Here is a 26,095-nt window from a genome sequence, read left to right on the forward strand (position 1 = left end):
ACGCAAACGTTTAACACTACGCTTATCATAGAGTTAGATAAGCACTGGAGTCCGATTTTCATGGCAACAATTAAAGATGTGGCGAAACGCGCCGGCGTCTCAACGACCACCGTTTCGCACGTCATCAATAAAACCCGCTTTGTCGCTGAAGAAACGCGTAACGCGGTCTGGCAGGCGATCAAAGAACTGCACTACTCGCCGAGCGCCGTTGCACGCAGCCTGAAAGTGAACCATACCAGGACGCTGGGCCTGCTTGCCACCTCCAGCGAAGCGCCCTATTTCGCTGAAATTATTGAAGCGGTTGAAAATCACTGTTTTGACAAAGGCTATACGTTGATTCTGGGTAATGCGCATAACGATCTGCAAAAACAGCGCGCCTACCTCAGCATGATGGCGCAGAAACGCGTCGATGGTCTGCTGGTGATGTGCTCTGAATATCCGGATGATCTGCTGCAGATGCTGGAAGAGAACCGCAATATTCCGATGGTGGTGATGGACTGGGGCGAGTCGCGCGCCGACTTCACCGACACGGTACTCGATAATGCTTTTCAGGGCGGCTATCTGGCGGGACGCTATCTGATTGAACGTGGACACCGGGATATTGGTGCTATTCCCGGTCAGATGGAGCGTAACACCGGAGGTGGACGTCATGCCGGTTTCCTGAAGGCACTGGAAGAAGCGGGTATTCTGCCGCGCGCCGAGTGGATTGTGCAGGGTGATTTTGAGCCGGAGTCGGGCTATCAGGCGATGCAGCAGATCCTGTCACAGAAACAGCGTCCGACGGCGGTGTTCTGCGGTGGTGACATCATGGCGATGGGCGCGATTTGCGCTGCCGACGAGATGGGTTTGCGTGTGCCTCAGGATATTTCGGTAATCGGCTACGACAATGTGCGCAACGCCCGCTACTTCGCGCCGGCTCTGACCACCGTGCATCAGCCTAAAGCCCAGCTGGGTGAGAAAGCGCTGGATATGCTGCTGGACCGCATCACCAGTAAGCGTGAAGTGTCACAAACGATTGAAGTCCACCCTACGCTGATAGAGCGCCGTTCCGTGGCCGATGGTCCGTTCCGTGACTATCGCCGTTAATCCTCGCTTAACCACTCCTGATTAAGCGTTTGCGCATCACCCAGATAGCTGAGTAGCCAGCCTGTCGCCGGTGATGCGCGATCCTCGGCCCAGCTAACACAGCAGGGGCTGTCCGGAAACGCCACCGGCAAGGTCAGTTCAACCAGATCGCCGCAGTCGAGCAGTGGCCTTGCAAGATGTCCCGGCACCATCGCCACACACAATCCCGCCTGCACGCACTCCAGCCCGGTTTGCCATTCCGGCACCACCAGTCTGCGCTGATTATCTAACGTCCACGTCATACGGCGCGGCAGCGCACGCGAGGTATCTTCCAGCACCAGCGAAGGCCAGCTACGCAGCGTATCGTCATCAATCTGGCTCGCCTGTGTCAGTGGGTGATCGGGTGCAACTACGCAGCGCCAGTTGAGGGTGCCCATATCACGAAACGCAAAACGTCCGCCCACCGGAATCGCCTGGGTGGCCCCAATGGCCACTTCTACCCGTCCATCGGCGAGCGCATCCCAGACGCCGTTAAAGACTTCATAATGAATGATCAGCTCCATATCGGGAAAATGGCGATAGAAATCTTTGACAAGTTGCCGGGTTCGCTGAGGTTTGGCGATACGGTCAACGGCAATGCTGAGGTGCCCGCGCCAGCCGTTGGCCAGCTGCTGACACTGTCGCCGTGTGGCAAGCATTTTTTTGATGACGCTTCGCCCTTCCCGGACAAAATGCTCGCCCGCCGGGGTCAGGACCACTTCGCGATGCTGACGTTCAAACAGCGGTACTGCCAGCCAGTTTTCCAGCTGGCGCACCGTATAGCTGATGGCAGAGGGTACCCGATGGAGCTCCTGCGCGGCGGCGCTGAAGCTCCCTCCACGCGCAACCGCGTCAACCACTTCCAATGCATATTCTGACCACATAATCTGCCTTCAAAAATTTTAACAGCAATCGGCAAATATTACCGTTTCACAGCAGCAAACGCACCTTTTACACTCTGCCGCGTTTATCCTGCAAAAATGAGAATGAGATGTTGTCGAATAAAGGATTTATGCCTTACCTTGCCCTGCTGAGCATGCTCGGCTTTTTAGCCACGGATATGTACCTGCCCGCCTTTGGTGCGATGCAGCAAACCTTTAACACCTCACCCGGCCTGATCAGCGCCAGTATGAGTCTCTTTCTGGGAGGTTTCGCCGTCGGTCAGCTTTTCTGGGGACCGCTCTCCGATCGCATTGGCCGTAAACCTGTGCTGCTGGCCGGACTGGCTATGTTTGGCGTCGGCTGTGCGGGCATGCTGTGGGTAAATGATATTTATCTGATGCTGGCGCTGCGCTTTGTGCAGGCGATTGGCGTCTGTTCTGCGGCTGTGAGCTGGCAGGCGCTGGTGGTGGATCGCTACCCTGCCGCGCGCGCCAACAAAGTCTTCGCCACCATTATGCCGCTGGTTGCGCTCTCTCCGGCGCTGGCCCCGTTGCTGGGCGCCTGGCTGATCGGCCATTTCCACTGGCGTTCGATTTTCCTGGTGCTGACCCTGATTGCGGTAGCGCTGATTCTGACCACGCTGCGTCTGCCTACCGTTCGCAAAGCCGCAGGTGAAAAAAGGGCGCAACCCGGCTTTTTCACACTGCTGAAATCCCGGATCTACAGCGGCAACGTGCTGATCTACTCCGCCTGTTCCGCTAGCTTCTTTGCCTGGCTGACTGGCTCGCCATTTATTCTGGCGGAGCTGGGTCTTTCGCCCGCCGATATCGGCCTGAGCTATGTGCCACAGACACTCGCCTTCCTGATTGGCGGCTTCGGCTGTCGCGCCCTGCTCAACCGCTTTAACGGCGCACAGTTGCTGCCCTGGCTGCTGAGCATCTACAGCCTGAGCATTCTGGCGCTGTTTGCTGTTGCACTTGCAGGCAACAGCACGCTGGTGAGCCTGATGGTTCCGTTCTGCGGCATGGCGCTGGCTAACGGTGCGATCTATCCGATTGTGGTTTCCAGTGCGCTGATGCCCTTTCCGGATGCCACCGGCAAAGCGGCTGCGCTGCAAAATACTCTTCAGTTAGGACTTTGTTTCGCCGCCAGCCTGGCGGTATCGGCCGGATTAACTCAGGCGCTGTTTACCACCACACTCATCATGACGGCGACTATTGTGCTCGCGCTGATCGGTTACGCCATGCAGCGTGCCGCAAGCGCACAAACTGTTGTTGCCTCTGCGCAACCTGCCTGCCAGGATAATCATTAACACAGTGACTTTTTTAGTTAGCATCCTAACAATAAGTTATTGAATATTGACCCGCGTGAGAATATACTCATCCGGGTCAACAAATCTGTAATAAATCAACAATATAATAACGTAATAATCTGATTGGCACCCTGTTGCCGGGACGGTATTCGCGCGCGTTATTCTCACCCTACCGACCTGCTGCAGGCTATTCCAGTCCTCTGTATCACACAATAACCGGTGTGCGGAGTCATCCGTAACGTTTCTCAATGCCTGACGAAATTGGCTACTCTTTGTTCAGGTTCAGATTGGACAGGTGGTGGAAAAGCTATGAGTTCATCGTATGCAGACGCAGTGAGCCCAGAAGAGAACCATTGGTATCGCATCGTTCACGAACTGCTGGAAAAAGCGGATATCGAAATCAATGGTTCACGTCCCTGGGATATTCATATTACTCATCCCGGTTTTTTTAAACGTGTTCTGCAGGAGGGATCGCTTGGGCTCGGTGAGAGCTACATGGATGGATGGTGGGAGTGCGACCGGCTGGATATCTTCTTCCACCAGGTGCTCAAACATAAACTCGATCAGCAGCTTCCTCATCATTTCAAAGATACACTACGCATTGCCGCTGCACGCTTAACCAATCTCCAGTCAAAAAAACGGGCGTGGATTGTTGGTAAAGAGCATTACGATCTCGGTAACGATCTCTTTTCACTGATGCTCGACCCGTATATGCAATATTCCTGTGGCTACTGGAAAGATGCCACGACACTGGCAACGGCGCAGGAAGCCAAGCTGGATATGATCTGCCGTAAATTAGCGCTGGAACCCGGGATGTCGCTGCTGGATATTGGCTGTGGCTGGGGCGGGCTCGCGGAATTTGCCGCACGTCATTACGGCGTCAAAGTGCATGGCGTGACAATTTCCGCTGAACAACAGAAACTGGCGCAGCAGCGCTGTAGCGGATTAGACGTCACGATTTTGTTGCAGGATTATCGCGACCTGAATGAGCAGTTTGATCGCATCGTTTCGGTGGGGATGTTTGAACATGTGGGGCCGAAAAATTACGCCACCTATTTTGATGTGGTCGATCGTAATTTAAAGCCTGAGGGTATTTTCCTGCTTCACACCATTGGCGCGATTAAAACCGATATGAGCGTCGATCCGTGGATTGATAAATATATCTTCCCAAACGGCTGCCTGCCTTCAGTTCGCCATGTGGCGGATGCCAGCGAGCCCCACTTTATTCTGGAAGACTGGCATAACTTTGGTGCCGATTACGATAAAACACTGATGGCCTGGCATGAACGCTTTTTACAGGCCTGGCCAGAGCTGGCCGATAAATATGGCGAACGCTTTAAGCGGATGTTCTCCTATTATCTGAATGCCTGTGCCGGTGCCTTCCGGGCGCGCGATATTCAGCTGTGGCAGATTGTGTTTAGTCGCGGCGTTGAGGGGGGACTACGGGTGGCGCGGTAGGGTGATGTTAAGAAGATGCTGCTGCGCTAAAGGCTTTAAAATAATGGCCTGTTAAGTTCTGAGCGTGGAGCGGCGCAGGAACACCGAAAGATTTGAAAAGACACAAAACCCGTTATCCGTGGCGGGGGACGCTTTCCTCTTCTGACTGTGTTCCCTGTGCTTCAGGCTATTATATCGCTGCCAGATTCACCCGGATTGGCTCTCCAGCAATCTTTGCCGCTTATTAGCTCTCGGCGTCAGGCTGGCCGGTCAGCATGCTCATCGCCGCCGCGGCATCGCGCTGTGCTAATACCCGCTCAACGGTCTCTACGATCGCCTGCGTGTGCGGGTCGACCTCAATATTGACCCGATCGCCAAACGTCTTCGCGCCCAGAGTCGTGCGCTCCAGCGTTTCGGGGATCAGATAGACGCAGAATTTGGTCTTAGTCACATCACCTACCGTCAGGCTGATACCGTCGATGCCGACATAACCTTTATGCAGAATATATTTCATCTGCATCGGATCCTGGATTTTAAACCAGACTTCGCGATTATGTTCTGACTGGATAATCTTGCAGATTTCAGCGGTGGTCATAATATGACCTGACATCAGATGGCCGCCTATTTCATCGCTGAATTTGGCTGCACGCTCAATATTGACGACATCGCCCTGATGTAAATCGCCAAGATTGGTCACCCGCAATGTCTCTTTAATTAAATCAAAACTAACGCGGTCGCCGTCAATTGCCGTCACGGTTAAGCAGCAACCGTTATGAGCGACAGATGCGCCCAGCGCCAGACCCGGTAACAGTTCTTCCGGCAGTCGGACAGTGTGGGTACGAAACAGTTCTTTCTCTTCAATGGACACGATTTCTGCGGTGCCCTGCACAATACCGGTAAACATAGTCTTTGCCTCTGCGAAGTTTGCGTTAGTTTATCACAGCTCAGGTCAGCTGTTAGAATTCAGCCCGTGCCGCCTCTTTAATCTGTGGCAAACCGCATTGTGTGACAAAGATTGGCGAATAGTGTTACGCCAGTTACACTAGCTCGCGCAATTTCCTGGGCTTTTCTGCCCTTTTAATTCATTCAACAAGTCAGGTGTTAACGTGCAGAAGTATTTAACAGAAGCGCGTCAATTGCTGGCCCTTGCGATTCCGGTCATCCTTGCTCAGGTGGCTCAAACCGCAATGGGATTTGTGGATACCATTATGGCCGGCGCTGTCAGCGCCACGGATATGGCCGCCGTTGCTGTCGGCACCTCTGTCTGGCTTCCGGCCATCCTTTTTGGTCATGGTCTTCTGCTTGCATTGACGCCCACCGTTGCGCAACTCAACGGTTCAGGTCGCCGCGAACGCATCGGCGAACAGATCCGCCAGGGATACTGGCTCGCCTTCTTCGTCTCCCTGCTGATTATGGTGCTGCTGTGGCATGCCGGTTATCTCATCCGGGCGATGCATGACATTGATCCGGCGCTGGCGCTCAAAGCAGAAGGCTATCTGCATGCCCTGCTATTCGGCGCGCCTGGCTATCTCTTCTTCCAGGTGCTGCGCAATCAGTGCGAGGGGCTGTCGAAGACGAAACCCGCCATGGTGCTGGGCTTTCTGGGGCTGATGTTCAACATCCCGCTTAACTATATCTTCATTTATGGTCACTTCGGCATGCCTGCCCTGGGGGGTGTCGGCTGTGGCGTAGCGACCGCCTCTGTTTACTGGGTGATGTTTATCTGTATGCGCTTCTGGGTACGCCGGATGGGTAGCATGCGCGATATCCGGATGGAGAGCCGCTGGTCACCTCCTTCGCGTCCGATTCTGAGCCGCCTGATGACGCTGGGGTTGCCGGTGGCGCTGGCGCTCTTCTTTGAGGTCACGCTGTTCGCCGTTGTGGCTCTGCTGGTCTCACCACTGGGCATCGTTAATGTGGCCGGTCACCAGATTGCGCTGAATTTCAGTTCACTGATGTTCGTGTTGCCGCTGTCGCTGGGTGTCGCGACCACTATCCGCGTCGGGTATCGCCTGGGTCAGGGCTCCACCGAGCACGCCCGCGTCGCGGCCTGGACCGCCCAGGGTGTTGGGATCAGCATGGCGGCACTGACCGCGATTTTTACCGTGACGTTTCGTCATCAGATTGCCCTGCTCTACAACGACAATCCCGACGTGGTAACGCTGGCGGCACAGCTGATGATGCTGGCGGCGATTTATCAGTTCTCAGACTCGATTCAGGTGATTGGCAGCGGGATCCTGCGCGGCTATAAAGATACGCGGTCAATATTCTTTATTACCTTTATCGCTTACTGGCTACTGGGGCTGCCGGCTGGCTATCTGCTGGCGCTGACCGACTGGATTGTGCCCCGGATGGGACCGGCGGGCTTCTGGTGCGGCTTTATCATCGGCCTGACCTCAGCGGCCATCATGATGCTCTGGCGCATCAGACGGTTACAGCAATTCCCTGCTGAAATCATTCTTAAGCGCGCGGCGCGATAGCTAAACAGGCGGGTCATGCGTGGCCCGCAATGATGAAAAAAACGACGGTTAGCACAGTTGCTGCGCAGTCACGGCGAAAAAACTATTTTCCCCTTGCCAGCCTTACACGCTGCCGTTAATATTCGTCCCCGCTGTCGCCCTGACAGCATGTTGCGCTCTTAGCTCAGTTGGTTAGAGCACCACCTTGACATGGTGGGGGTCGATGGTTCGAGTCCATTAGAGCGCACCAAGTGCGTCCGTAGCTCAGTTGGTTAGAGCACCACCTTGACATGGTGGGGGTCGGTGGTTCGAGTCCACTCGGACGCACCACTATTCAAAAGATTCAAAATGCGCTCTTAGCTCAGTTGGTTAGAGCACCACCTTGACATGGTGGGGGTCGATGGTTCGAGTCCATTAGAGCGCACCACTTTCAGAATTTCCGCAGTTTGCGCAACACCCCTTTTATTGATCTGCATCGCTTACCTCCTCTGCTTTTTGATTGGTTTTCGCATACTTAGCGTCTATACTGTCCCGCGTTGCTTACTTGAAAGGTTTCAGCGATCACGTGCATACTGCGATAACTCAAATGATTTGCGCAACAACAGCGTGGTGGTTACCAACCGTAACCGCACAACTTCCCTGCACGCCTGGCCTTCGTCACCTATTCTTACTCAGTACTGCCCATTTCAGTCTCAATCAGAAATTTCACTTCGATGCGCTGCCATCGAATTCCGCCCTTATTCATCCATCACAACTTACAGAAAATCCGTCATGAAAAAGACTAAAATCGTTTGTACAATTGGCCCGAAAACCGAATCCGAAGAGATGCTGACTCAGCTCCTTGAAGCTGGCATGAATGTTATGCGTCTTAACTTTTCTCACGGCGACTATGCTGAGCATGGCCAGCGCATCACCAATATGCGTGCCGTAATGCAAAAAACCGGCCGTCAGGCCGCCATCCTGCTGGATACCAAAGGCCCTGAAATCCGCACCATGAAACTGGAAGGCGGCAACGACGCTGCTCTGAAAGCGGGTCAGACCTTCACCTTTACGACCGACCAGAGTGTGATTGGCAACAGCGAGCGCGTTGCGGTCACCTACCCGGGCTTCACAGCTGACCTGAAAATTGGCAACACTGTGCTGGTTGATGATGGCCTAATCGGCATGGAAGTAACCGAAGTCACTGAAAACACAGTGGTATGTAAAGTCCTGAACAACGGCGACCTGGGTGAGAACAAAGGCGTTAACCTGCCGGGCGTTTCCATTCAGCTGCCAGCACTGGCTGAAAAAGATAAGCGCGACCTGATCTTTGGTTGTGAGCAGGGTGTGGACTTTGTCGCCGCCTCTTTCATCCGTAAACGTTCTGACGTGCTGGAAATTCGTGAGCACCTGAAACAGAACGGCGGTGAGCACATCCAGATCATCTCCAAAATCGAAAACCAGGAAGGCCTGAACAACTTCGACGAAATCCTCGAAGCCTCAGACGGCATCATGGTTGCGCGTGGCGACCTGGGTGTTGAGATCCCGGTTGAAGAAGTGATCTTCGCGCAGAAGATGATGATCAAAAAATGTAATAAAGCACGCAAAGTGGTTATCACTGCCACCCAGATGCTGGATTCCATGATCAAGAACCCGCGCCCTACCCGCGCAGAAGCCGGTGACGTCGCCAACGCCATCCTCGACGGAACCGATGCCGTTATGCTGTCTGGTGAGAGCGCCAAAGGCCGTTATCCGCTGGAGTCGGTCACCATCATGGCGACCATCTGTGAGCGTACCGACCGCGTAATGAAGTCCCGCATCGACAGCCAGAGTGATAACCGCAAAATGCGTATCACCGAAGCGGTCTGCCGTGGTGCTGTTGAAACAGCTGAGAAGCTGGAAGCACCATTGATTGTGGTAGCTACAGAAGGCGGTAAGTCGGCTAAAGCCGTACGTAAATACTTCCCGAACGCGACTATCCTGGCGCTGACCACCAATCCGACCACTGCCCGTCAGCTGATCCTGAGCAAAGGCATTGAGACGCGTCTGGTAACTGAGATCGCTTCAACCGATGATTTTTATCGTCTGGGTAAAGAAGCAGCGCTGGAAAGTGGCTATGGTCAGAAAGGCGATGTCGTGGTGCTGGTGTCAGGTGCATTAGTACCAAGCGGAACTACCAATACCGCATCCGTACACGTCCTGTAAAACTTTCTTTATCTGTTATTTTAAAGCGCCTGAGTCAGGCGCTTTTTTTATTTGTACTTAACGCAAGTGCCAGATAAATCCAATCGAAAATAACAATCCGATTACACTTTATATGAAGGTTAATCCGATTAAATCCCTCTGTTTTAGCTAAATTTTTCTATCATGTTCTGTGATTCGCTGCTTCTTTGAGCGAACGATCAAATTTAAGCATGTTCTCATCAAAAATTTATTCTCAACTTAAAAAGCTTTGTGTAATACTTGTAACGCTACATGGAGATTAACTCAATCTAGAGGGTATAAATAATGAATCGTACTAAACTGGTACTGGGCGCGGTAGTTCTGGCTTCAACTATGCTGGCTGGTTGCTCAAGCAACGCTAAAATCGACCAGCTGTCTTCAGACGTTCAGACTCTGAACGCTAAAGTTGACCAGCTGAGCAACGACGTGAACGCAGTGCGTTCAGACGTTCAGGCTGCTAAAGATGACGCAGCTCGCGCTAACCAGCGTCTGGACAACCAGGCTCACTCTTACCGTAAGTAAGAGTTCTGGTTTAAAAATGGCGCCTTTATGGCGCCATTTTTTTTGCCTGAATTCAGTGCCCTTCTCAGGCACGCATTGTTTCAGGGTTGAACCGCTTTACCTTCATTTTGTATAACAGGGCTTTCTGCACCCACAGACGCACTCTCCAGCCCCGCAGGCGGCACGGTTTCACTCTGTACTGGCTCTCCATTACTGACCAGCACAGGCATGCCTGAGCGACGCGTCAAGCTGGCTTTAATCAGCGCACTATCACTCTTCTCATTTTTCATGAACTTCTTCAGGTCACTGGTGATCGCAATTGGCATGGTCTGCGGATCATCTTTGTCGTTACGCGACAGTGGCTGATGCACTTCCACGTAACGTTTCCCATCCGGCTCCACGGCATACTTCACCGGCTGATTAATGATCTGAACACGCGTGCCCTTAGGTGCAGCACTAAACAGCGCTTCGATATCCTCTGAACGCAGGCGGATGCAACCTGAACTGACACGCATGCCAATGCCAAACTTCGCATTGGTGCCGTGGATCAGGTACTGGCCAGTGCCGCGTGCCAGACGCATGGCAAACAGCCCCATCGGGTTGTCCGGTCCGGCTGGGACCACGCCAGGTAGCGTAATGCCCTCTTTAGCGTAACGTTTGCGGATATTCGGGGTGGGCGTCCAGGTGGGATTCGGGATTTTCTGGCTGATCTGCGTCACCATGACTGGCGTTGCCGCACCCAGCTGGCCAATGCCGATGGGATAGACGATGACTTTATCTTCCCCTTTGGGATAGTAGTAGAGGCGAAGCTCGGCGAGATTCACCACAATCCCTTCGCGCGGCGTATCGGGCAGGATCATCTGAAGGGGTACCGTCAGCTGAGTACCTGCTTTGGGCAGCCAGGGATCGGTACCGGGATTCGCTTCCAGTATGCCCAGCAGGCCGACCTGATAGCGTGACGCAATTGATTCGAGTGGTTGTTTATCATCAGGAACCTGAGTCAGGACGTTTTCGCCAATCAGGCGACTGTCAGGCGGTGGCAGCGGATATTCGGTGGCGAACGCGGGTGCAGAGAGCCCAAAGCAGGTCAGCAGCAATGCACCGGCTAAACGTAAAGCAGGTTTCATGCAATTTTTTCTCGTCAGATAAAAAAACAGACGCCGGATGGCGTCTGTCGAGTGTACCTTAGCTGAGGTTCTGAGCGGTATGGCGAATAGACCGAATCATCGCCTCAAGCCCCTGCGACCGTGTGGGCGTGAGGTGCTGCATCAGGGCCAGTTCGCCAAACCAGTGGCGCACATCCAGCGCCAGGATTTCGGCGGGTTGCAGATTCTGATAAAGACTAAATACGATAGCAATCAGCCCTTTAACGATAGCAGCATCGCTGTCGCCTTCAAACGAAATCGAACCATCTTCCTGCGGAGTCATTCTGATCCACACCTGACTCTGACAACCCGAAATCACGTTTTCTGGCTGGTGTAAGGTTTCAGAAGATTCCGGAAGCTTTGAACCCAGCTCGATGATGTAGAGATACTTCTCTTCCCAGTTGGCGCAACGATTGAAGTTGCGGACCAGTTTCTCTTTTTCAGGCAAAGTCGCCATCACTTACTCCGTTAAAACTGTTCAGCCGCCCAGCAGACGATGAATGCGCGTCAGACCAGCAGCCAGACGATCCACTTCCTCTTCACTGTTATAGAAAGTGAAGGAGGCGCGGCACATCGCCGGGACGTTGTAGTGCTGCATCAGCGGCATCGCGCAATGATGTCCTGTGCGGATGGCAATACCATATTGATCCAGGAAGCTGCCAACGTCATAAGCATGGTGCTTGCCCAGGTTGAAGGCGATCACACCAGCACGTGACTGCGGGCCATAAATCTGAATGTCCGGAACGGTGCCCAGCTTATCGAGCGCATAATTCATCAAAGCCGTTTCGCGCTGATGAATCGTATCCAGTCCCAGCGCCTGCACATAGGCCAGTGCCGCACCAAAACCGATAATGCCGCCGGTGTTCGGCGTACCCGCTTCAAAACGCCACGGCGCGCTGTTCCAGGTGGTACCGGTGGGCAGCATGACGCGGTCAATCATCGAACCGCCGCCTTCCCACGGTGGCATCTCATCCAGCAGCGCTTTGCGGCCGTAAAGAATACCTACGCCGTTTGGACCATAGAGTTTATGACTGGAGAAGACGTAGAAGTCGCAGCCGATATCCTGCACGTCGACTTTGTCATGCATAACCGCCTGCGCGCCATCCACCAGTGTTACCACGCCAGCGGCTTTGGCCTGTGCCACAATCGCCTTAACCGGGTTAACGGTGCCGAGCACGTTTGAAACGTGCGTGACCGCCAGCAACCGCGTACGGCTGTCGATCAGCCCCGCCAGTTGCTCCAGCGCCAGTTCACCGCTGTCATTCAATGGCAGGACGCGCACTTCTGCGCCGGTGCGCTGGGCCAGCATCTGCCAGGGAACGATATTGGCGTGATGCTCCATCTCAGTGATGATCAGGTTGTCGCCAGCCTGGAGGTTACTGCTGCCCCAGGTGTTCGCTACCAGATTGATGCCCTCGGTAGTGCCTTTGACGAAGACAATCTCTTCCTGTGACTGCGCATTGATAAAACGGGCAGCCTGATCGCGCACATTCTCCATGTCGCTGGTCGCCTGCTGGCTCAGCGTATGGATACCACGGTGCACGGCCGCATAGCCGTGCTGATAGAAATGACTCTCGGCATTAATTACCGAGAGTGGACGCTGTGCACTGGCCGCACTGTCAAGATAGGCCAGCGGATGACCGTTGACCTCACGCTTCAGGATAGGAAAATCAGCCCTGATGCGTTCGAGATCGAAGTTCATCATATGTCGCCTCCGGGAAAACGTTCAGCAATGCGCTGCAGCACAGCCTGACGCATCACGCTGTTTTCCAGTGTTTCGGTCAGCTCTGCGGCAAACGCATGAATAATCATGGTCTGCGCCGCATCCTCTTCAATACCGCGCGAACGCAGATAGAACATCTGCTCATCATCGATACGACCGATGGTGGCACCGTGGCTGCACTTCACGTCATCTGCGTAAATTTCCAGCTGCGGTTTAGTGTCCACTTCAGAGAGTTTGCCCAGCAACAGGTTGTTGTTGGTCATCTGTCCGTCAGTCTTCAGCGCATGCTGTGCCACTTTAATATGGCCGTTAAACACCGCCCGGCCTTTGTCACGCACGATGGTTTTATGCATCTGGCGACTCATACAGTGACCTTTGTTGTGCTCCAGGTAAGTGCGTGTATCGGCCACTTCCTGTTTCACTGGCAACACCAGGCTGTTAATCGCCAGCGTGGTATTTTCGCCGTTCAGCTGAGTACTGGTGTTATGACGCGACAATCCGGCACCCAGCAGGAAACTGGTGCTGCTGACCTGGCCATCATTGCCAATCACCAGATCGTTATGAGCGAAGTGATAGCTGGCACTGCTTTCAAAGGACAGCTTAGTGTGGGTCAGCTTTGCGTTGTCGCCGACGGCAAAGGTAAAGCGCGTGCCGGTGAAATGGGCGCGCTCATCCAGTGAGACGTAGTGCTCAATAACTTCCGCTTCAGCACTCTCTTCCAGCTGCAGATGATGACGATAATGAACCGTATTCATGCCCGTCTGTTGGCCGCTGGTGATATGCAGCAGGTAGATCGGACGCGCAGCGGATTTACCACGAGGCAGACGCAGGGTCGTAACCTCTTCCGCCAGACTTTCTGTCAGGTGCAGGAAGACTTCCGGCTGGACCGCTGCGGGCAGCGGACGGCGCTCGGCGGCTACGCTGTGCTGAACCTCAAACAGCTCGACGTCGCGGCTGCTAAAGGCAGGCTGGAACTGACCGTCGACATAAACCAGACGGATCGCATCCAGCGGCAGCGCCAGGGCATCAACCTGTTCAGCGCTCAGAGTCTGTGGCGCATCGGGCAGCACAAACTGCTGGGAAAGCAGCGTATCCAGCGGCGTGTACTTCCAGTTTTCATGCTTGCGGGTTGGCAGGCCAACACGCATCAATTGCTGCCAGTGCTGCTGTGCCTGCAGAGAACGCACGTCGCCACGCGACTCAAACAGGTGATGCCACTGTTGCAGCGCAGAATCACTCTTCGTCGGTAAGCCAGCCATAACCTTGCTCCTCCAGCTGTTTCACCAGCGAGAAGTCGCCAGATTTCACGATTTTGCCCTGATACAGAACATGAACGAAGTCTGGCTTGATGTAATCCAGAATACGTTGGTAGTGAGTCACGATGATAAAGGCACGCTTCTCGTCACGCAGGCTGTTTACGCCATTAGCAACGATTTTCAGCGCATCGATATCCAGACCGGAGTCGGTCTCATCCAGGATGCAGAGCTCCGGTTCCAGCGCCGCCATCTGCAAAATGTCGTTACGCTTCTTCTCACCACCGGAAAAGCCAACGTTGACTGATCGGGTCAGCAGATCTTCCGGCATCTTCAGCAGCTGAATTTTCTCTTCAATAAAGTCCTGGAAATCGAAGCGATCCAGCTCTTCCTGCTGACGATATTTGCGCACCGCGTTAACCGAGGTTTGCAGGAAAAACTGGTTACTGACGCCGGGAATCTCTACCGGATACTGGAACGCCATAAAGATGCCTTCACCGGCACGCTCTTCAGGTGCCAGTTCCAGCAGGTCTTTACCTTTAAAGCTGACCGAACCGCCAGTCACCTGGTAATCTTCACGGCCTGCAAGCGTCGCTGACAGCGTACTTTTACCTGAGCCGTTCGGGCCCATGATGGCATGCACTTCGCCCGGTTTAATTTCGAGATTCAGACCACGCAGAATGGCTTTATCTTCAACACTGACCTGCAAATCTTTAATGCTTAACATTCTTATTCCTTCACATTGCTTCCGGCAAGGCGTGTGACGGCATCAGCCCACACTGTGCTCAAGGCTGATGGCTAACAGTTTCTGGGCTTCCACGGCAAATTCCAGTGGCAGCTCCGAGAATACGTCTTTACAGAAGCCGTTCACGATCATGGAGATCGCATCTTCTTCACTGATACCGCGTTGCAGACAGTAGAACATCTGATCTTCGCCGATACGTGAGGTCGTGGCTTCATGCTCCAGCTGAGCGGTGTTGTTGCGGGTCTCAACATACGGGAAAGTATGTGCGCCGCAATCCGGACCGATCAGCATCGAGTCACACTGGGTAAAGTTACGGGCATTGGTGGCGGTTGGCATGATCTTCACCAGCCCGCGATAGGTGTTCTGACTTTTACCGGCCGAGATCCCCTTGGAGATAATGGTCGATTTGGTATTTTTACCAATGTGGATCATCTTGGTGCCGGTATCGGCCTGCTGACGCCCACTGGTCAGTGCTACTGAATAGAATTCGCCTACTGAATAGTCCCCGCGCAGAATGCAACTCGGGTATTTCCAGGTGATAGCCGAACCGGTTTCCGACTGCGTCCAGGACATCTTGCTATGGTCACCTTCACACAGCGCGCGCTTAGTAACAAAATTCAGGATACCGCCCTCACCTTCGCCACCTGGGAACCAGTTCTGAACAGTCGAATATTTTACTTCGGCATTTTTGTGGATGATCACTTCCACGACGGCCGCGTGCAGCTGATAAGTATCACGCACTGGCGCAGAACAACCTTCGATGTAGCTGACATAACTGTCTTCATCGGCGATCAGGATGGTGCGTTCAAACTGACCCGTTTTTGCCGCATTGATGCGGAAATAGGTCGACAGCTCCATCGGGCAACGCACCCCTTTCGGGATGTAAACGAAGGTGCCGTCAGAGGCAACCGCCGAGTTCAGCGCGGCAAAGAAGTTATCGTTAGCCGGAACCACCGTCCCGAGATACTGCTTCACCAGTTCAGGATGCTCCTGAATCGCTTCGCCGAATGAACAGAAGATAATCCCCTGCTCCGCCAGCTTGCCGCGATAAGTGGTTGCTACCGAAACGGAGTCAAAAATGGCGTCAACCGCCACTTCGCGACCTTCACGTACCGGCACACCGAGCTGATTAAACGCGTTTTCCACTTCCTGCGTCAGATAGTCGCTGGCTGGCGCGCTGCCTGAAGCCTGCAAGGCGCCCGGTTCGGAAGCACAGCTGTCATCACAGTTGCCGCAGGACGGCGCAGAGTAGTAGCTGTAATCCTGGTAGTCGAGTTTTTCGTAGTGGGCTTTCAGCCAGTGTGGCTCTTCCATTTCAAGCCAGGCACGAAAAGCTTTAAGACGAAACTCCAGCATCCACTCTGGCTCGTTACGCTTGGCCGAGATCGCCCGCACCACATCTTCATTAATGCCGTTGGCAAATTCTTCGGTCTGCAGTTGGGTAAAGAAGCCCTCTTTGTAGTTGAGCTTGCCTTCCCAGATTTGTACATCGTCAGATGTTTCGCTGTGTCGTGACATATTTCACTTACTCGACGCCAAAGCTCTCACCGCACCCGCAGGCGTGCTGAGCTTTAGGGTTATTGAATTTAAAAATCTGATTCAGGCCTTCGCGAACGTAATCCAGCTCGGTGCCATCAACGAATGGCATCGCCTGAAGCGGCACAAACAACGTTGCACCGTGGAATGAGAACTGCAGATCGTCTTCGGCGGGCTCTTTAACCATATCCATGACGTAGCCAAACCCGGCGCAGCCAGATTGTTTCACGCCAAGGCGCAGACCCTTGACATCAGGGTCCTGAGCAGCCAGATTGAGTATTTGTTGCGCTGCGGTTTCAGTCAGCGTCAGCCCTTTCCAGACAAAATCGTCGGGTGAGAAAGAGTCTGTATTAACAGATGCCATGTTGATACCTCTTGAGTCCGGACCTTTTCAGGTTATCCCCCTATGGTAGTGATCTGACCAATCACTTCAACCTCTTGTTTTGCAGGGATAATCATCTAGTGCTATTTTACCTGCTTATTTATTAAGCATAGCTGCTTCAGCTCACCCTGCGGTGGGAAAATCAGCATCAATAAGCCAGTGATAACCTATTAATAAATCACTCTTTTTAAAATAGCCATTTTTGAAAAAAGTGCTTATTGATAGGTTACGCCTTTCTTCGATGTAAACAGATTGTTATTTCCGATTATACCGACAGGCAGGATAAATCGATAAATTTTTCTGCCCGGCAATTGCAATCCCAGAATGGATGAATATGATAATTATTATCATTCACATTCAGGGCGACGCAATGACCCTCTCTGTTTCAGCCTGGTTGCAGCACAAAATTGACGAATACCACTTTTCCGTCCGTGACATTACCGTCGACTTTTATATGGCGCAGGCAAAGCTTGACCGGACCGACTGCACGATCCATCAACTACGTCAGTTTAATGATGCCTGTCAGGATATGGCAGAAGTCTGCCAGATGAACGGTGACGATCAGAGTTACCTGCATGCCTTGGGTAAACTGCATCACCGACTGGTGCAGGAGATGGGAAACAACGATCGCGATCGCCTGTTTCGCCTTCAGGCTTATCAACTGGCGCGACTGTCCCTGACCCGACTCTGCCATCAACTGGCCATGGTCGGAGAATGGAACAAAGCCACCGTGCTGCAAAGTGACTTTGTACGTCACGCAGGCTGGATATTCTAATCCAGCCACGGCGTGACGTCGCGCACAATTTTTTTACATTATCTCTAACAATGCCTGAAGCGGATGGCGCATGCCGTTGCCTTCCACACGTTTGACCTGACTGCGGCATGAATAGCCGGTGGCAAGGCAACGCTGGCGCGGCAATCGCTGGAGCTGAGGATGCCAGGAGAGCGCGTAGATCCCCAGCGAGTTTTCGAGATTTTTACTTTCGTGGCCGTAGGTGCCCGCCATGCCGCAGCACCCCACATTGATGTTTTCCAGCTTCGCACCAAACCGGGCAAAGATCCCCTGCCACTGATTCGGTGTGGAAGGCAGCGCGGTTACCTCTGTACAGTGCGCAAAGAGATACCATGACTCCCCGCCCGTGGCCTGCACGTCACGCTCTGCCAGCGCACGCTCTAGCCATTCATGCACCAGCAATACGCTAAAGTCGCCACGTGATTCACCCAGCGTCTGACGATACTCATCGCGATAACACAGCACGGTAGCGGGATCCACACCCACCATAGGCAGTTCCAGTTTTGCTACCCGGTTAAGAAAATCGGCAGTGCGGGCTGCGGTGCGGGCGAAACGTTGCAGAAAGCCTTTCACATGCTGTGCTTTGCCATTGGGCGAGAACGGCAGCAGCACCGGACGATAGCCCAGCTTCTCAATCAGCCTGACAAAATCGTTAACCAGCTGTGCCTCATAGAAGCTGGTGAAAGGATCCTGTACCACCAGCACGCAGTTGGCGCGCTCAGTGGCTGACAGCCCTTCGAGCTGCTCCAGCGTCATATTCATGGCGGGATGACCGCTGAGCTGCTGTTTCAGATTAGGCGCTGAGAGCAGAGGCAGATCGACCATGCCGATATGCGTCTTGCTCAACTCTTTCACCCACGGCTGGCGCAGGAAAAAGTTGAACACGTTCGGGGCTTTCGCCATCAGGGGCGCATAGCCTTCAACCGCCGCCACCAGATGATCGCTCACCGGACGCAGATAACGGGTGTGATAGAGCTGCAGGAAGCGCGAACGAAACGCGGGCACGTCAATTTTAATCGGACACTGGGTTGAGCAGGCTTTGCAGGCCAGACAGCCTGACATCGCCTCTTTCACCTCGTGAGAGAAGTCATACTCCCCTTTACTGGCGTGCCAGCTGTTGCGGGTACGGGCAATCATCCCGCGCAGTGACAGGCTGTTTTCCGGTAGCTGCTTTTCCAGTGCCAGGGGATCGACGCCCTGTTCGGCCAGCAGCCGTAGCCACTCCCGCGTCAGCGTCGCCCGCCCTTTGGGTGAGTGAATGCGGTTGCGCGTGATCTTCATGGAGGGACACATCGGGCTGCGGGCATCAAAGTTAAAACACAACCCGTTGCCGTTGCACTCCATCGCCCCACGCCATTCATCCCGGACCGTGACCGGAATCTGTCGATCGAAGGTTCCGCGCTTCACTGCATCAACCTGCATCATCTCGTCGTTGCTGTTAAAAGGCGTACAGATCTTGCCGGGATTGAGTCGGTTAAGGGGATCAAAGGCCGCTTTGATGCGGCGCAGTTCGTTAAACAGCGTCTCGCCAAAGAATGCCGGACTGTACTGGGCGCGGAAACCTTTGCCATGTTCGCCCCACAGCAGGCCACCGTAGCGCGCGGTCAGCGCTACCACTTCGTCGGAGATCTGTTTCATCATCATCACCTGCTGCGGATCGCACATATCCAGCGCCGGGCGCACGTGCAGGACGCCTGCATCGACATGACCAAACATGCCGTAGCTAAGACCGTGGCTGTCCAGCAACGCGCGAAACTCAACAATGTAGTCCGCCAGTTTTTCCGGCGGGACGGCGGTATCTTCCACAAATGGGATCGGTTTAGCGCGGCCTTTGGCATTCCCCAACAGACCCACCGCTTTTTTCCGCATGTTATAGATGCGCTCAATGCCATCCAGATCGTTATAGAACTGATAGCCAATTACGCCGCCCTGCTGCTGCGCCATCAGCGCGTCAAGGCGGGTGCAGAGCTGTTCAATCTGCTGATCGATCAGCACTGCGTTGTCACCGGCGAATTCAACAATATTCAGACCCTGCATCTCTTTGTCGGGTACGTCAGCAATCAATTCACGCACCGAGTGCCAGACGATATCTTCCCGCGCCAGATTGAGCACCTTAGAGTCAACGGTTTCAACGGAAAGCGCCTGCGCTTCTACCATTAAGGGCGCATTGCGCAGGGCAGAATCAAAAGAGTCATATTTGATGTTCACCAGTCGCCGCACTTTCGGCAGCGGGGTGATATCGAGCCGCGCTTCTGTGACGAAAGCCAGCGTACCTTCTGCGCCACACAGCAGGCGCGTCAGGTCGAAGGTTTGCATATCGTCGCTGAACACATGTCGCAGGTCATATCCGGTCAGAAACCGATTCAGCTTAGGAAACTTTTCCAGAATCAGCGCACGATGCTCTCGGCAACGCGTGAGGACCTGCTGATAGAGCCGCCCTTCAGGTGTGGCTGTCTGAGCCAGGGTTTCAGCCAGCGCGGTTGCCATGGGTCGCGTATCAAGGATATCGCCGCCCAGCAGCACGGCGCGCAGACCCAGCACATGGTCCGAAGTTTTGCCATATACCAGCGAACCCTGACCCGACGCATCCGTATTGATCATCCCGCCCAGCGTTGCGCGGTTACTGGTGGAAAGCTCTGGCGAGAAGAAAAAACCGAAAGGCTTCAGCCACGCATTCAGTTGATCTTTGATGACTCCCGCTTCGACCCGCACCCAGCCCTCATCCGTATTGATCTCCAGAATGCGGTTCATGTAGCGCGACATATCCACCACAATCCCCTGATTCAGCGACTGCCCGTTGGTGCCAGTGCCGCCGCCACGCGGGGTAAACACCAGACTGGCGAAACGCGCTTCTCCGGCCACGCGGGCGAGCAGTGCAACATCCGCCGTTGAGCGCGGAAAGAGCGCCGCGTCGGGCAGCAGCTGATAGATACTGTTATCAGTGGAAAGTGAGAGGCGATCGGCATAGCTGGTCGCCATGTCACCCGTAAACCCCTGCTCTTTCAGTGATTCAAGGAACGTCAGCACCAGTTGAACGAGGCCCGGCGCCTGCGAAATCTGTGGGATCATGATTGTCTGACCGAAGGTGTTGTAAACGTTTGCGTTTATGCGTGAGCGATTTCTCGTTTTATCATATTTTTCCTGCGTCTGCCCTTTTTTCAGAAAAGGCAAAAACCTTTCACCACGACGCTGTTTAATCCCTGGTAAATAGATCATGATAAAAACGGGCATCCGAATACCCGAAGATGAAGGATTAAGACGAGGTTATGAGTCAATGATGAAAAGCCAGTATCGGGATATGGATTTACCACAAATACTCTTCACCCTGATGTTCATTCTGCTGTTGATCGTCGCCTGCTTATGGGTGGTGCAGCCGTTTATTCTGGGCTTTGCCTGGGCCAGCATGGTGGTGATTGCCACCTGGCCATTGATGCTGAAATTCCAGCGACTGTTATGGGGACGCCGTTCACTGGCGGTGATCGTCATGACACTGCTGCTGCTATTGTTGTTTATTATTCCTATCGCCCTGCTGGTCAGCAGCCTGATCGATAACAGTGCGCCTGTGATTGCCTGGGTTACCCAAGGCCACACGATGCCGAAACTGACGTGGCTCAAAGAAATCCCGATGGTTGGCAAAAAGGTGTATGTCAGTTATGACACGCTCGTGGCAAGCGGTGGTGCCGGCGTGATGGCGAAAATACAGCCTTACATCGGCCGCACCACAGGCTTTTTTGTGGCTCAGGCCGGTCATTTCGGGCGCTTTATGATCCATCTGGGCGTGATGTTACTGTTCAGCGTGCTGCTTTACTGGCGTGGCGAACAGGCTGCCCAGGGCATCCGTCACTTCGCGTTTCGCATGGCAGGGCGACGCGGTGATGCCGCCGTACAGCTGGCAGCCCAGTCAATCCGTGCCGTAGCACTTGGCGTGGTGGTGACGGCGCTGGTGCAGGGTGTGCTGGGCGGTATCGGACTGGCGATCTCCGGTATTCCTTATGCCACGCTGTTGACGGTGCTGATGATCCTCTGCTGTCTGGTACAGCTCGGTCCACTGCTGGTGCTGGTTCCTGCCATCATTTATCTCTACTGGAGCGGCGATACCACCTGGGGAACCGTGCTGCTGGTCTGGAGTTGTGTGGTCGGCACGATGGATAACGTTCTGCGCCCGATGTTAATCCGTATGGGCGCAGACCTGCCGATGATTCTGATCCTCTCAGGCGTGATTGGTGGCCTGTTCGCGTTCGGCATGATTGGTCTGTTTATCGGCCCGGTGGTTCTGGCGGTTTCCTACCGTCTGGTTTCCGTCTGGGTTCATGAAGCGCCAGCCCCGGATAATGACCCGATGGCCTCGGCTGATGCCCTGGCCGATCACGAGAGTACCCCACCTGTCGTCTGATGCGCTGCGGTAACGCGCCGCGTTAATCCCCCTTTTGAGCATTGATTAGTGCGGTTAATGATGATTAACCGCACCTACTCTCACCTATCAGATAAATTCTGTTTTTCATTAGCGATTTTTAAGAAAAAAGCCATCTTTGGCCGAAAAGTGACCTTTCAGGGCTAAAAAAGATTACTTTCTGCACTGTTTCTTAAGCCAAATGGCAAAGTAAAGGTGACAAAAGATTATCGGCTTTAAACTAATAAGAGGATTCTTAAAGACGCCAGCCAGCCGTATGAATAACATGTTTCCTATGTTCGAAGTCAAACCGATGATTTCCAGACAAACTAATTCCCCTGAGTAGCGTAAAGAATTGCTGTGTGTAGTCTTTGCCCATCCCCTGTGATGGGCTTTTTTTTTGCCTGAATCAGGCCAGCGATGAATAGAAAAGGCCCGCAATGCGGGCCTGAGAAGATTGCTACAACAGGTGTCAGGCGGTTTTATTTAGCTGCGCCAGACTCACCCACGTTTCCACCACGGTGTCCGGGTTCAGTGACAGACTGTCGATACCTTCTTCCATCAGCCATGCGGCAAAATCCTGATGGTCGGAGGGGCCCTGTCCACAAATTCCGACATATTTCCCCTGCTTCTTCGCCGCTTTGATCGCCATGGAGAGCAACGCTTTCACGGCTTCGTTACGCTCGTCAAACAGCGCAGAGACAACGCCGGAGTCGCGGTCCAGCCCCAGCGTCAGCTGAGTCATGTCGTTGGAACCAATAGAGAAGCCGTCGAAATATTGCAGGAACTGTTCTGCCAGCAGGGCATTGGACGGGATCTCACACATCATAATGATCTTCAGTCCGTTCTCGCCGCGCTTCAAACCCTGACGCGCCAGCTCTTCTACCACGGCCTGCGCCTGATCCACGGTGCGCACAAACGGAACCATGATCTCGACGTTGGTGAGGCCCATTTCGTTGCGAACACGTTTCACTGCTTCACACTCCAGCGCAAAGCAATCCCGGAAGCTGTCGGCCACATAACGACCTGCCCCACGGAATCCCAGCATCGGGTTTTCCTCTTCTGGTTCGTAGCGTTCGCCGCCCACCAGGTTGGCATATTCATTCGTTTTAAAGTCCGAAAGTCGGACAATTACGCGTTTCGGCGCAAATGCCGCGCCAAGTGTGGAAATTCCTTCAGTCAGGCGAGCAATGTAAAACTCGACCGGATTATCAAATCCTTTCATCATTTTACGGATCTGCTGTTGCAGTTCCGGCGTCTGCTGATCGAATTCCAGAAGCGCTTTAGGATGGACGCCAATCATGCGGTTAATAATAAATTCCAGACGCGCAAGACCGACACCTTCATTAGGCAGACAGGCGAAATCAAAGGCACGATCGGGGTTGCCGACGTTCATCATGATTTTCAGTGGCAGTTCAGGCAGTGAATCGACCTGCGAACTGGTGACATCGAAATCAAGCAGCTGATCATAGACGTAGCCGGTGTCGCCCTCGGCGCAGGAGACGGTAACCTGATGGCCCTCTTTCAGCCGATCGGTGGCATCGCCACAGCCGACGACTGCCGGAATGCCCAGCTCACGAGCGATGATTGCCGCATGACAGGTTCGTCCGCCACGGTTTGTGACAATTGCTGATGCCTTTTTCATGATCGGTTCCCAGTCAGGGTCGGTCATGTCAGTCACCAGCACGTCGCCTTTTTCAATACGGTTCATTTCGCTGATATCGTGAATGACCTTCACCACGCCGGCACCAATACGATGACCGATAGCACGGCCTTCAACCACGACGCTGCCCTGACCCTGTAGCGTGTAACGTTCCATTACCTGTCCATTAGAACGCACGGTTTCTGGACGCGCCTGAACAATAAACAGCTTGCCAGTGTGACCATCTTTAGCCCACTCAATATCCATCGGGCGCTGATAGTGCTGTTCAATCAGCACGGCCTGCTTTGCCAGCGCCTGCACTTCTTCATCGCTCAGGCAGAAACGGTCTCGTTCAGCTTCCGGCACATCTTCAATTTGCACCTGCTCGCCATGCGCCTGGGAATCGGCGTAGACCATGCGAACCTTTTTCGAGCCCATGTTGCGGCGCACGATCGCGGGACGATCGGCTGCCAGGGTTGGCTTGTGGACATAGAACTCATCCGGGTTAACGGCACCCTGCACCACCATTTCACCCAGTCCCAGCGCGGCGGTGATAAAGACCACCTGATCAAAGCCGGACTCAGTATCAATGGTGAACATCACCCCAGAAGAGGCCAGGTCAGAGCGCACCATGCGCTGAATGCCCGCCGAGAGTGCAACGCCGCGGTGATCGTAACCCTGATGCACGCGATAAGAGATAGCACGGTCATTAAACAGCGAGGCAAAGACATGCTTCACTGCGACCATCACTGCGTCGATTCCCTGCACATTCAGGAAGGTTTCCTGCTGGCCGGCAAAGGAGGCATCGGGCATATCTTCTGCGGTGGCAGAGGAGCGGACGGCGAACGACGCAGCATCGTCATCGGCCGAAAGTTGCTTATAGGCATCCAGAATGGCGGACTCCAGCTCCGGCAGGAACGGCGTTTCCACCACCCACTGACGAATCTGCTTACCCGCTTTTGCCAGCGCATCCACATCATCAATATCGGTCTCATCCAGCAGCGCATAAATTCGCTGGTTCAGCCCGCTCTGGTCCAGGAACAGGTTAAAGGCCCAGGAGGTGGTCGCGAAACCATTGGGCACGGAAACGCCCAGCGACGACAGATTAGTAATCATTTCACCCAGAGAGGCATTCTTGCCTCCTACCCGGTCAACATCATGCATACCAAGCTGGTTATACCAGAGCACAAGTGGCTGTTCGCCTTTCGTGGACATTGAGCTTATCCTTTATCAATTATTAATGAATAGACACAGGGAGTTATCTATCTTCAGCCTGGCATATTCCTCCTTCAATAACGATGTGTTGAATCGTTAAAGCAGAATTTCAGCAACAGTTTCGGAATTGTGAGCGGATTATTTTGTTGTTGCGCAAAGAGGCTATTTTCCGCTAACCACTTGATGCAACTGGAAATGGCACATTTTCAGCCACTTAACCATTCTGTTTTGTTGCGCAACAGTTGCGTGGCTATTTGCGGCGTAATATCAGATAGAAAGTATTCCGGCAAAGCGAAACACCTTTTCATTTTGTATTATCGTGATGAAAAAGCAGGTAAATAATCCGGACAGACCTTCCAGAAATTAAAATCAGAGATGATTTATTTAATCGCATGGCTCATGCTGATTGCTCACTCTTGTCTGAGGCTGATTTCGTTATGACAACTGACAGAAGCGTTTTTTATATCTCCGATGGTACGGCTATTACGGCTGAAGTACTGGGTCATGCGGTGCTGTCGCAATTTCCGGTTAATATCACCAGTCTGACGCTGCCGTTTGTAGAAAACGTCCAGCGGGCGCTGGCGGTTAAAGCCCAGATTAACGCGCTCTATCAGCAGAGCGGTGTCCGGCCGCTGGTGTTTTTTTCCATCGTAACCCCGGAAGTGCGCGACATCATCGTGCAGAGCGAGGGCTTTTGTCAGGATATCGTGCAGGCACTGGTCGCCCCGCTACAGCAGGAGTTAGGTTTAGCGCCTGCACCGGTCGCTCACCGTACCCACGGACTGGATGCCAGTAATCTGGGTAAATATGATGCGCGCATTGCAGCGATCGATTATGCCCTCGCGCATGATGACGGCATCTCGCTGCGCGGGCTGGAGGATGCACAGGTGATCCTGTTGGGGGTCTCGCGCTGTGGCAAAACGCCCACCAGCCTCTATCTGGCGATGCAGTTTGGTGTTCGCGCCGCCAACTATCCTTTCATTGCTGACGATATGGATAACCTCAAACTGCCGCCAGCGCTGCGTGCACACCAGAATAAGCTGTTCGGGCTGACCATCGATCCGGAACGCCTGGCGGCAATACGTCAGGAGCGGGCGGAAAATACCCGTTACGCCTCAATGCGTCAGTGCCGACTGGAAGTGGGCGAAGTCGAAGCGCTGTTCCGCACCCATCAGATCCGCTATCTCAACAGCACCAACTACTCGGTAGAGGAGATAGCCACCAAAATTCTCGACATCATGGGCCTGACGCGCCGCATGTACTAGAACGCTATTCGGGTCGGCGTTGTAAAGCGGCGCTGCCGTCGCTTTTGATTTCATTATCAAATCCCGGGTTGAATTCGCAGGCTAATGGTTTATTGTGACCATCATCACT

General features: G+C 53.7%; 20 protein-coding genes, 3 tRNA genes and 1 other RNA gene. 13 read left to right on the forward strand and 11 right to left on the reverse strand.

The features are described 5' to 3' along the window. Positions 1-60 precede the first annotated feature (60 nt). Positions 61-1,086, forward strand: coding sequence for an HTH-type transcriptional repressor PurR (gene purR, locus ACR8BF_RS10450; RefSeq protein ID WP_179895879.1), 1,026 nt, complete (start codon positions 61-63; stop codon positions 1,084-1,086). Here the strand turns inward: purR and punR are convergent. After that, entirely contained in the window at positions 1,083-1,988 is a 906-nt protein-coding gene (gene punR, locus ACR8BF_RS10455; protein WP_179895880.1) for a DNA-binding transcriptional activator PunR, read from the reverse strand. The two genes, purR and punR, sit on opposite strands and share 4 nt — an antisense overlap. A 107-nt stretch (positions 1,989-2,095) precedes the next feature. On the opposite strand from punR, the gene punC reads away from it, so the two are divergent. Then, complete coding sequence (gene punC, locus ACR8BF_RS10460; protein ID WP_179895881.1) at positions 2,096-3,298, forward strand: purine nucleoside transporter PunC; 1,203 nt, start codon at positions 2,096-2,098, stop codon at positions 3,296-3,298. 309 nt (positions 3,299-3,607) lie between these two features. Then, entirely contained in the window at positions 3,608-4,756 is a 1,149-nt protein-coding gene (cfa, locus tag ACR8BF_RS10465) for a cyclopropane fatty acyl phospholipid synthase (RefSeq protein WP_292992773.1), read from the forward strand. Between the two features lie 223 nt (positions 4,757-4,979). Here the strand turns inward: cfa and ACR8BF_RS10470 are convergent, their stop codons facing one another. After that, the gene (locus ACR8BF_RS10470; protein ID WP_179895883.1) at positions 4,980-5,639 is read right to left on the reverse strand and encodes a riboflavin synthase subunit alpha; all 660 of its coding nucleotides are present in this window, start codon (positions 5,637-5,639) and stop codon (positions 4,980-4,982) included. A 202-nt stretch (positions 5,640-5,841) separates the two neighbouring features. On the opposite strand from ACR8BF_RS10470, the gene ACR8BF_RS10475 reads away from it, so the two are divergent. The 6 genes from ACR8BF_RS10475 (at position 5,842) to ACR8BF_RS10500 (ending at position 9,918) form a co-directional block, all read left to right on the forward strand. After that, a complete protein-coding gene (locus tag ACR8BF_RS10475) occupies positions 5,842-7,215 on the forward strand; it encodes an MATE family efflux transporter (RefSeq protein WP_434744911.1) in 1,374 nt (457 codons plus the stop codon). 152 nt (positions 7,216-7,367) lie between these two features. Beyond that, positions 7,368-7,444 (forward strand) — tRNA-Val (locus ACR8BF_RS10480). A 3-nt stretch (positions 7,445-7,447) separates the two neighbouring features. Then, positions 7,448-7,524 (forward strand) — tRNA-Val (locus ACR8BF_RS10485). Positions 7,525-7,544: 20 nt separating this feature from the next. After that, a tRNA-Val gene (locus ACR8BF_RS10490) sits at positions 7,545-7,621 on the forward strand. 344 nt (positions 7,622-7,965) lie between these two features. Continuing rightward, positions 7,966-9,378: a pyruvate kinase PykF gene (gene pykF / locus ACR8BF_RS10495; RefSeq protein ID WP_090961529.1), complete on the forward strand. Its 1,413-nt coding sequence runs from the start codon at positions 7,966-7,968 to the stop codon at positions 9,376-9,378. A gap of 303 nt (positions 9,379-9,681) precedes the next feature. Beyond that, complete coding sequence (locus ACR8BF_RS10500; RefSeq protein ID WP_003853216.1) at positions 9,682-9,918, forward strand: major outer membrane lipoprotein; 237 nt, start codon at positions 9,682-9,684, stop codon at positions 9,916-9,918. Positions 9,919-9,998: 80 nt separating this feature from the next. On the opposite strand, the gene ACR8BF_RS10505 is transcribed toward ACR8BF_RS10500, so the two are convergent. Genes ACR8BF_RS10505 through sufA form a run of 7 tightly spaced genes read right to left on the reverse strand, consistent with a single transcriptional unit; the run spans position 9,999 to position 16,663 of the window. Then, the gene (locus ACR8BF_RS10505) at positions 9,999-11,024 is read right to left on the reverse strand and encodes a L,D-transpeptidase family protein (RefSeq protein ID WP_434744912.1); all 1,026 of its coding nucleotides are present in this window, start codon (positions 11,022-11,024) and stop codon (positions 9,999-10,001) included. A gap of 58 nt (positions 11,025-11,082) precedes the next feature. Then, entirely contained in the window at positions 11,083-11,499 is a 417-nt protein-coding gene (gene sufE / locus ACR8BF_RS10510) for a cysteine desulfuration protein SufE (protein WP_179895886.1), read from the reverse strand. A gap of 21 nt (positions 11,500-11,520) precedes the next feature. Then, positions 11,521-12,744: a cysteine desulfurase SufS gene (sufS, locus tag ACR8BF_RS10515; protein ID WP_136197886.1), complete on the reverse strand. Its 1,224-nt coding sequence runs from the start codon at positions 12,742-12,744 to the stop codon at positions 11,521-11,523. Continuing rightward, positions 12,744-14,024 carry a Fe-S cluster assembly protein SufD gene (gene sufD / locus ACR8BF_RS10520; protein ID WP_313699010.1) on the reverse strand — a complete coding sequence of 427 codons (1,281 nt, stop codon included), beginning with the start codon at positions 14,022-14,024 and terminating at the stop codon, positions 12,744-12,746. The genes sufS and sufD overlap by 1 nt, the downstream gene beginning before the upstream one ends. Further along, positions 13,999-14,745, reverse strand: a complete 747-nt coding sequence (sufC, locus tag ACR8BF_RS10525; protein ID WP_090961543.1) for a Fe-S cluster assembly ATPase SufC — start codon at positions 14,743-14,745, stop codon at positions 13,999-14,001. The genes sufD and sufC overlap by 26 nt, the downstream gene beginning before the upstream one ends. Positions 14,746-14,787: 42 nt before the next feature. Next, positions 14,788-16,281: a Fe-S cluster assembly protein SufB gene (gene sufB / locus ACR8BF_RS10530; protein WP_010245634.1), complete on the reverse strand. Its 1,494-nt coding sequence runs from the start codon at positions 16,279-16,281 to the stop codon at positions 14,788-14,790. Positions 16,282-16,288: 7 nt separating this feature from the next. Next, entirely contained in the window at positions 16,289-16,663 is a 375-nt protein-coding gene (sufA, locus tag ACR8BF_RS10535) for a Fe-S cluster assembly scaffold SufA (protein WP_313699006.1), read from the reverse strand. 388 nt (positions 16,664-17,051) lie between these two features. Here sufA and ACR8BF_RS10540 point away from each other — a divergent pair, with 388 nt between their 5' ends. Further along, positions 17,052-17,456 (forward strand): hypothetical protein, encoded by a 405-nt coding sequence (locus ACR8BF_RS10540; RefSeq protein ID WP_434745933.1) that lies wholly within the window; start codon positions 17,052-17,054, stop codon positions 17,454-17,456. A gap of 33 nt (positions 17,457-17,489) precedes the next feature. Here the strand turns inward: ACR8BF_RS10540 and ydiJ are convergent, their stop codons facing one another. Next, positions 17,490-20,543: a D-2-hydroxyglutarate dehydrogenase YdiJ gene (ydiJ, locus tag ACR8BF_RS10545; RefSeq protein ID WP_434744913.1), complete on the reverse strand. Its 3,054-nt coding sequence runs from the start codon at positions 20,541-20,543 to the stop codon at positions 17,490-17,492. Between the two features lie 205 nt (positions 20,544-20,748). On the opposite strand from ydiJ, the gene ydiK reads away from it, so the two are divergent. Both ydiK and rprA read left to right on the forward strand, forming a co-directional pair. Continuing rightward, positions 20,749-21,867 carry an AI-2E family transporter YdiK gene (ydiK, locus tag ACR8BF_RS10550; protein ID WP_434744914.1) on the forward strand — a complete coding sequence of 373 codons (1,119 nt, stop codon included), beginning with the start codon at positions 20,749-20,751 and terminating at the stop codon, positions 21,865-21,867. A 292-nt stretch (positions 21,868-22,159) separates the two neighbouring features. After that, an RNA gene (gene rprA / locus ACR8BF_RS10555) (antisense sRNA RprA) lies at positions 22,160-22,267 on the forward strand. 69 nt (positions 22,268-22,336) lie between these two features. On the opposite strand, the gene ppsA is transcribed toward rprA, so the two are convergent. Next, entirely contained in the window at positions 22,337-24,721 is a 2,385-nt protein-coding gene (ppsA, locus tag ACR8BF_RS10560) for a phosphoenolpyruvate synthase (RefSeq protein ID WP_434744915.1), read from the reverse strand. A 437-nt stretch (positions 24,722-25,158) separates the two neighbouring features. Here ppsA and ppsR point away from each other — a divergent pair, with 437 nt between their 5' ends. Next, positions 25,159-25,986, forward strand: coding sequence for a posphoenolpyruvate synthetase regulatory kinase/phosphorylase PpsR (ppsR, locus tag ACR8BF_RS10565; RefSeq protein ID WP_179895891.1), 828 nt, complete (start codon positions 25,159-25,161; stop codon positions 25,984-25,986). The last annotated feature ends 109 nt before the right edge of the window (positions 25,987-26,095 follow it).

It is taken from the genome of Candidatus Pantoea rara (assembly GCF_051136265.1).
Taxonomy (GTDB): domain Bacteria; phylum Pseudomonadota; class Gammaproteobacteria; order Enterobacterales; family Enterobacteriaceae; genus Pantoea; species Pantoea rara.

Excerpts from the sequence above, each read along its gene's own strand:
- sufD (WP_313699010.1), bottom strand. The coding sequence starts at position 14,024 with ATGGCTGGCTTACCGACGAAGAGTGATTCTGCGCTGCAACAGTGGCAT.
- ydiJ (WP_434744913.1), bottom strand. The coding sequence starts at position 20,543 with ATGATCCCACAGATTTCGCAGGCGCCGGGCCTCGTTCAACTGGTGCTG.
- sufB (WP_010245634.1), bottom strand. The coding sequence starts at position 16,281 with ATGTCACGACACAGCGAAACATCTGACGATGTACAAATCTGGGAAGGC.
- sufA (WP_313699006.1), bottom strand. The coding sequence starts at position 16,663 with ATGGCATCTGTTAATACAGACTCTTTCTCACCCGACGATTTTGTCTGG.
- punR (WP_179895880.1), bottom strand. The coding sequence starts at position 1,988 with ATGTGGTCAGAATATGCATTGGAAGTGGTTGACGCGGTTGCGCGTGGA.
- ACR8BF_RS10470 (WP_179895883.1), bottom strand. The coding sequence starts at position 5,639 with ATGTTTACCGGTATTGTGCAGGGCACCGCAGAAATCGTGTCCATTGAA.
- ACR8BF_RS10540 (WP_434745933.1), top strand. The coding sequence starts at position 17,052 with ATGACCCTCTCTGTTTCAGCCTGGTTGCAGCACAAAATTGACGAATAC.
- sufE (WP_179895886.1), bottom strand. The coding sequence starts at position 11,499 with ATGGCGACTTTGCCTGAAAAAGAGAAACTGGTCCGCAACTTCAATCGT.
- ACR8BF_RS10505 (WP_434744912.1), bottom strand. The coding sequence starts at position 11,024 with ATGAAACCTGCTTTACGTTTAGCCGGTGCATTGCTGCTGACCTGCTTT.
- cfa (WP_292992773.1), top strand. The coding sequence starts at position 3,608 with ATGAGTTCATCGTATGCAGACGCAGTGAGCCCAGAAGAGAACCATTGG.
- ppsA (WP_434744915.1), bottom strand. The coding sequence starts at position 24,721 with ATGTCCACGAAAGGCGAACAGCCACTTGTGCTCTGGTATAACCAGCTT.
- ppsR (WP_179895891.1), top strand. The coding sequence starts at position 25,159 with ATGACAACTGACAGAAGCGTTTTTTATATCTCCGATGGTACGGCTATT.
- sufC (WP_090961543.1), bottom strand. The coding sequence starts at position 14,745 with ATGTTAAGCATTAAAGATTTGCAGGTCAGTGTTGAAGATAAAGCCATT.
- sufS (WP_136197886.1), bottom strand. The coding sequence starts at position 12,744 with ATGAACTTCGATCTCGAACGCATCAGGGCTGATTTTCCTATCCTGAAG.
- purR (WP_179895879.1), top strand. The coding sequence starts at position 61 with ATGGCAACAATTAAAGATGTGGCGAAACGCGCCGGCGTCTCAACGACC.
- pykF (WP_090961529.1), top strand. The coding sequence starts at position 7,966 with ATGAAAAAGACTAAAATCGTTTGTACAATTGGCCCGAAAACCGAATCC.
- ACR8BF_RS10500 (WP_003853216.1), top strand. The coding sequence starts at position 9,682 with ATGAATCGTACTAAACTGGTACTGGGCGCGGTAGTTCTGGCTTCAACT.
- ydiK (WP_434744914.1), top strand. The coding sequence starts at position 20,749 with ATGATGAAAAGCCAGTATCGGGATATGGATTTACCACAAATACTCTTC.
- punC (WP_179895881.1), top strand. The coding sequence starts at position 2,096 with ATGTTGTCGAATAAAGGATTTATGCCTTACCTTGCCCTGCTGAGCATG.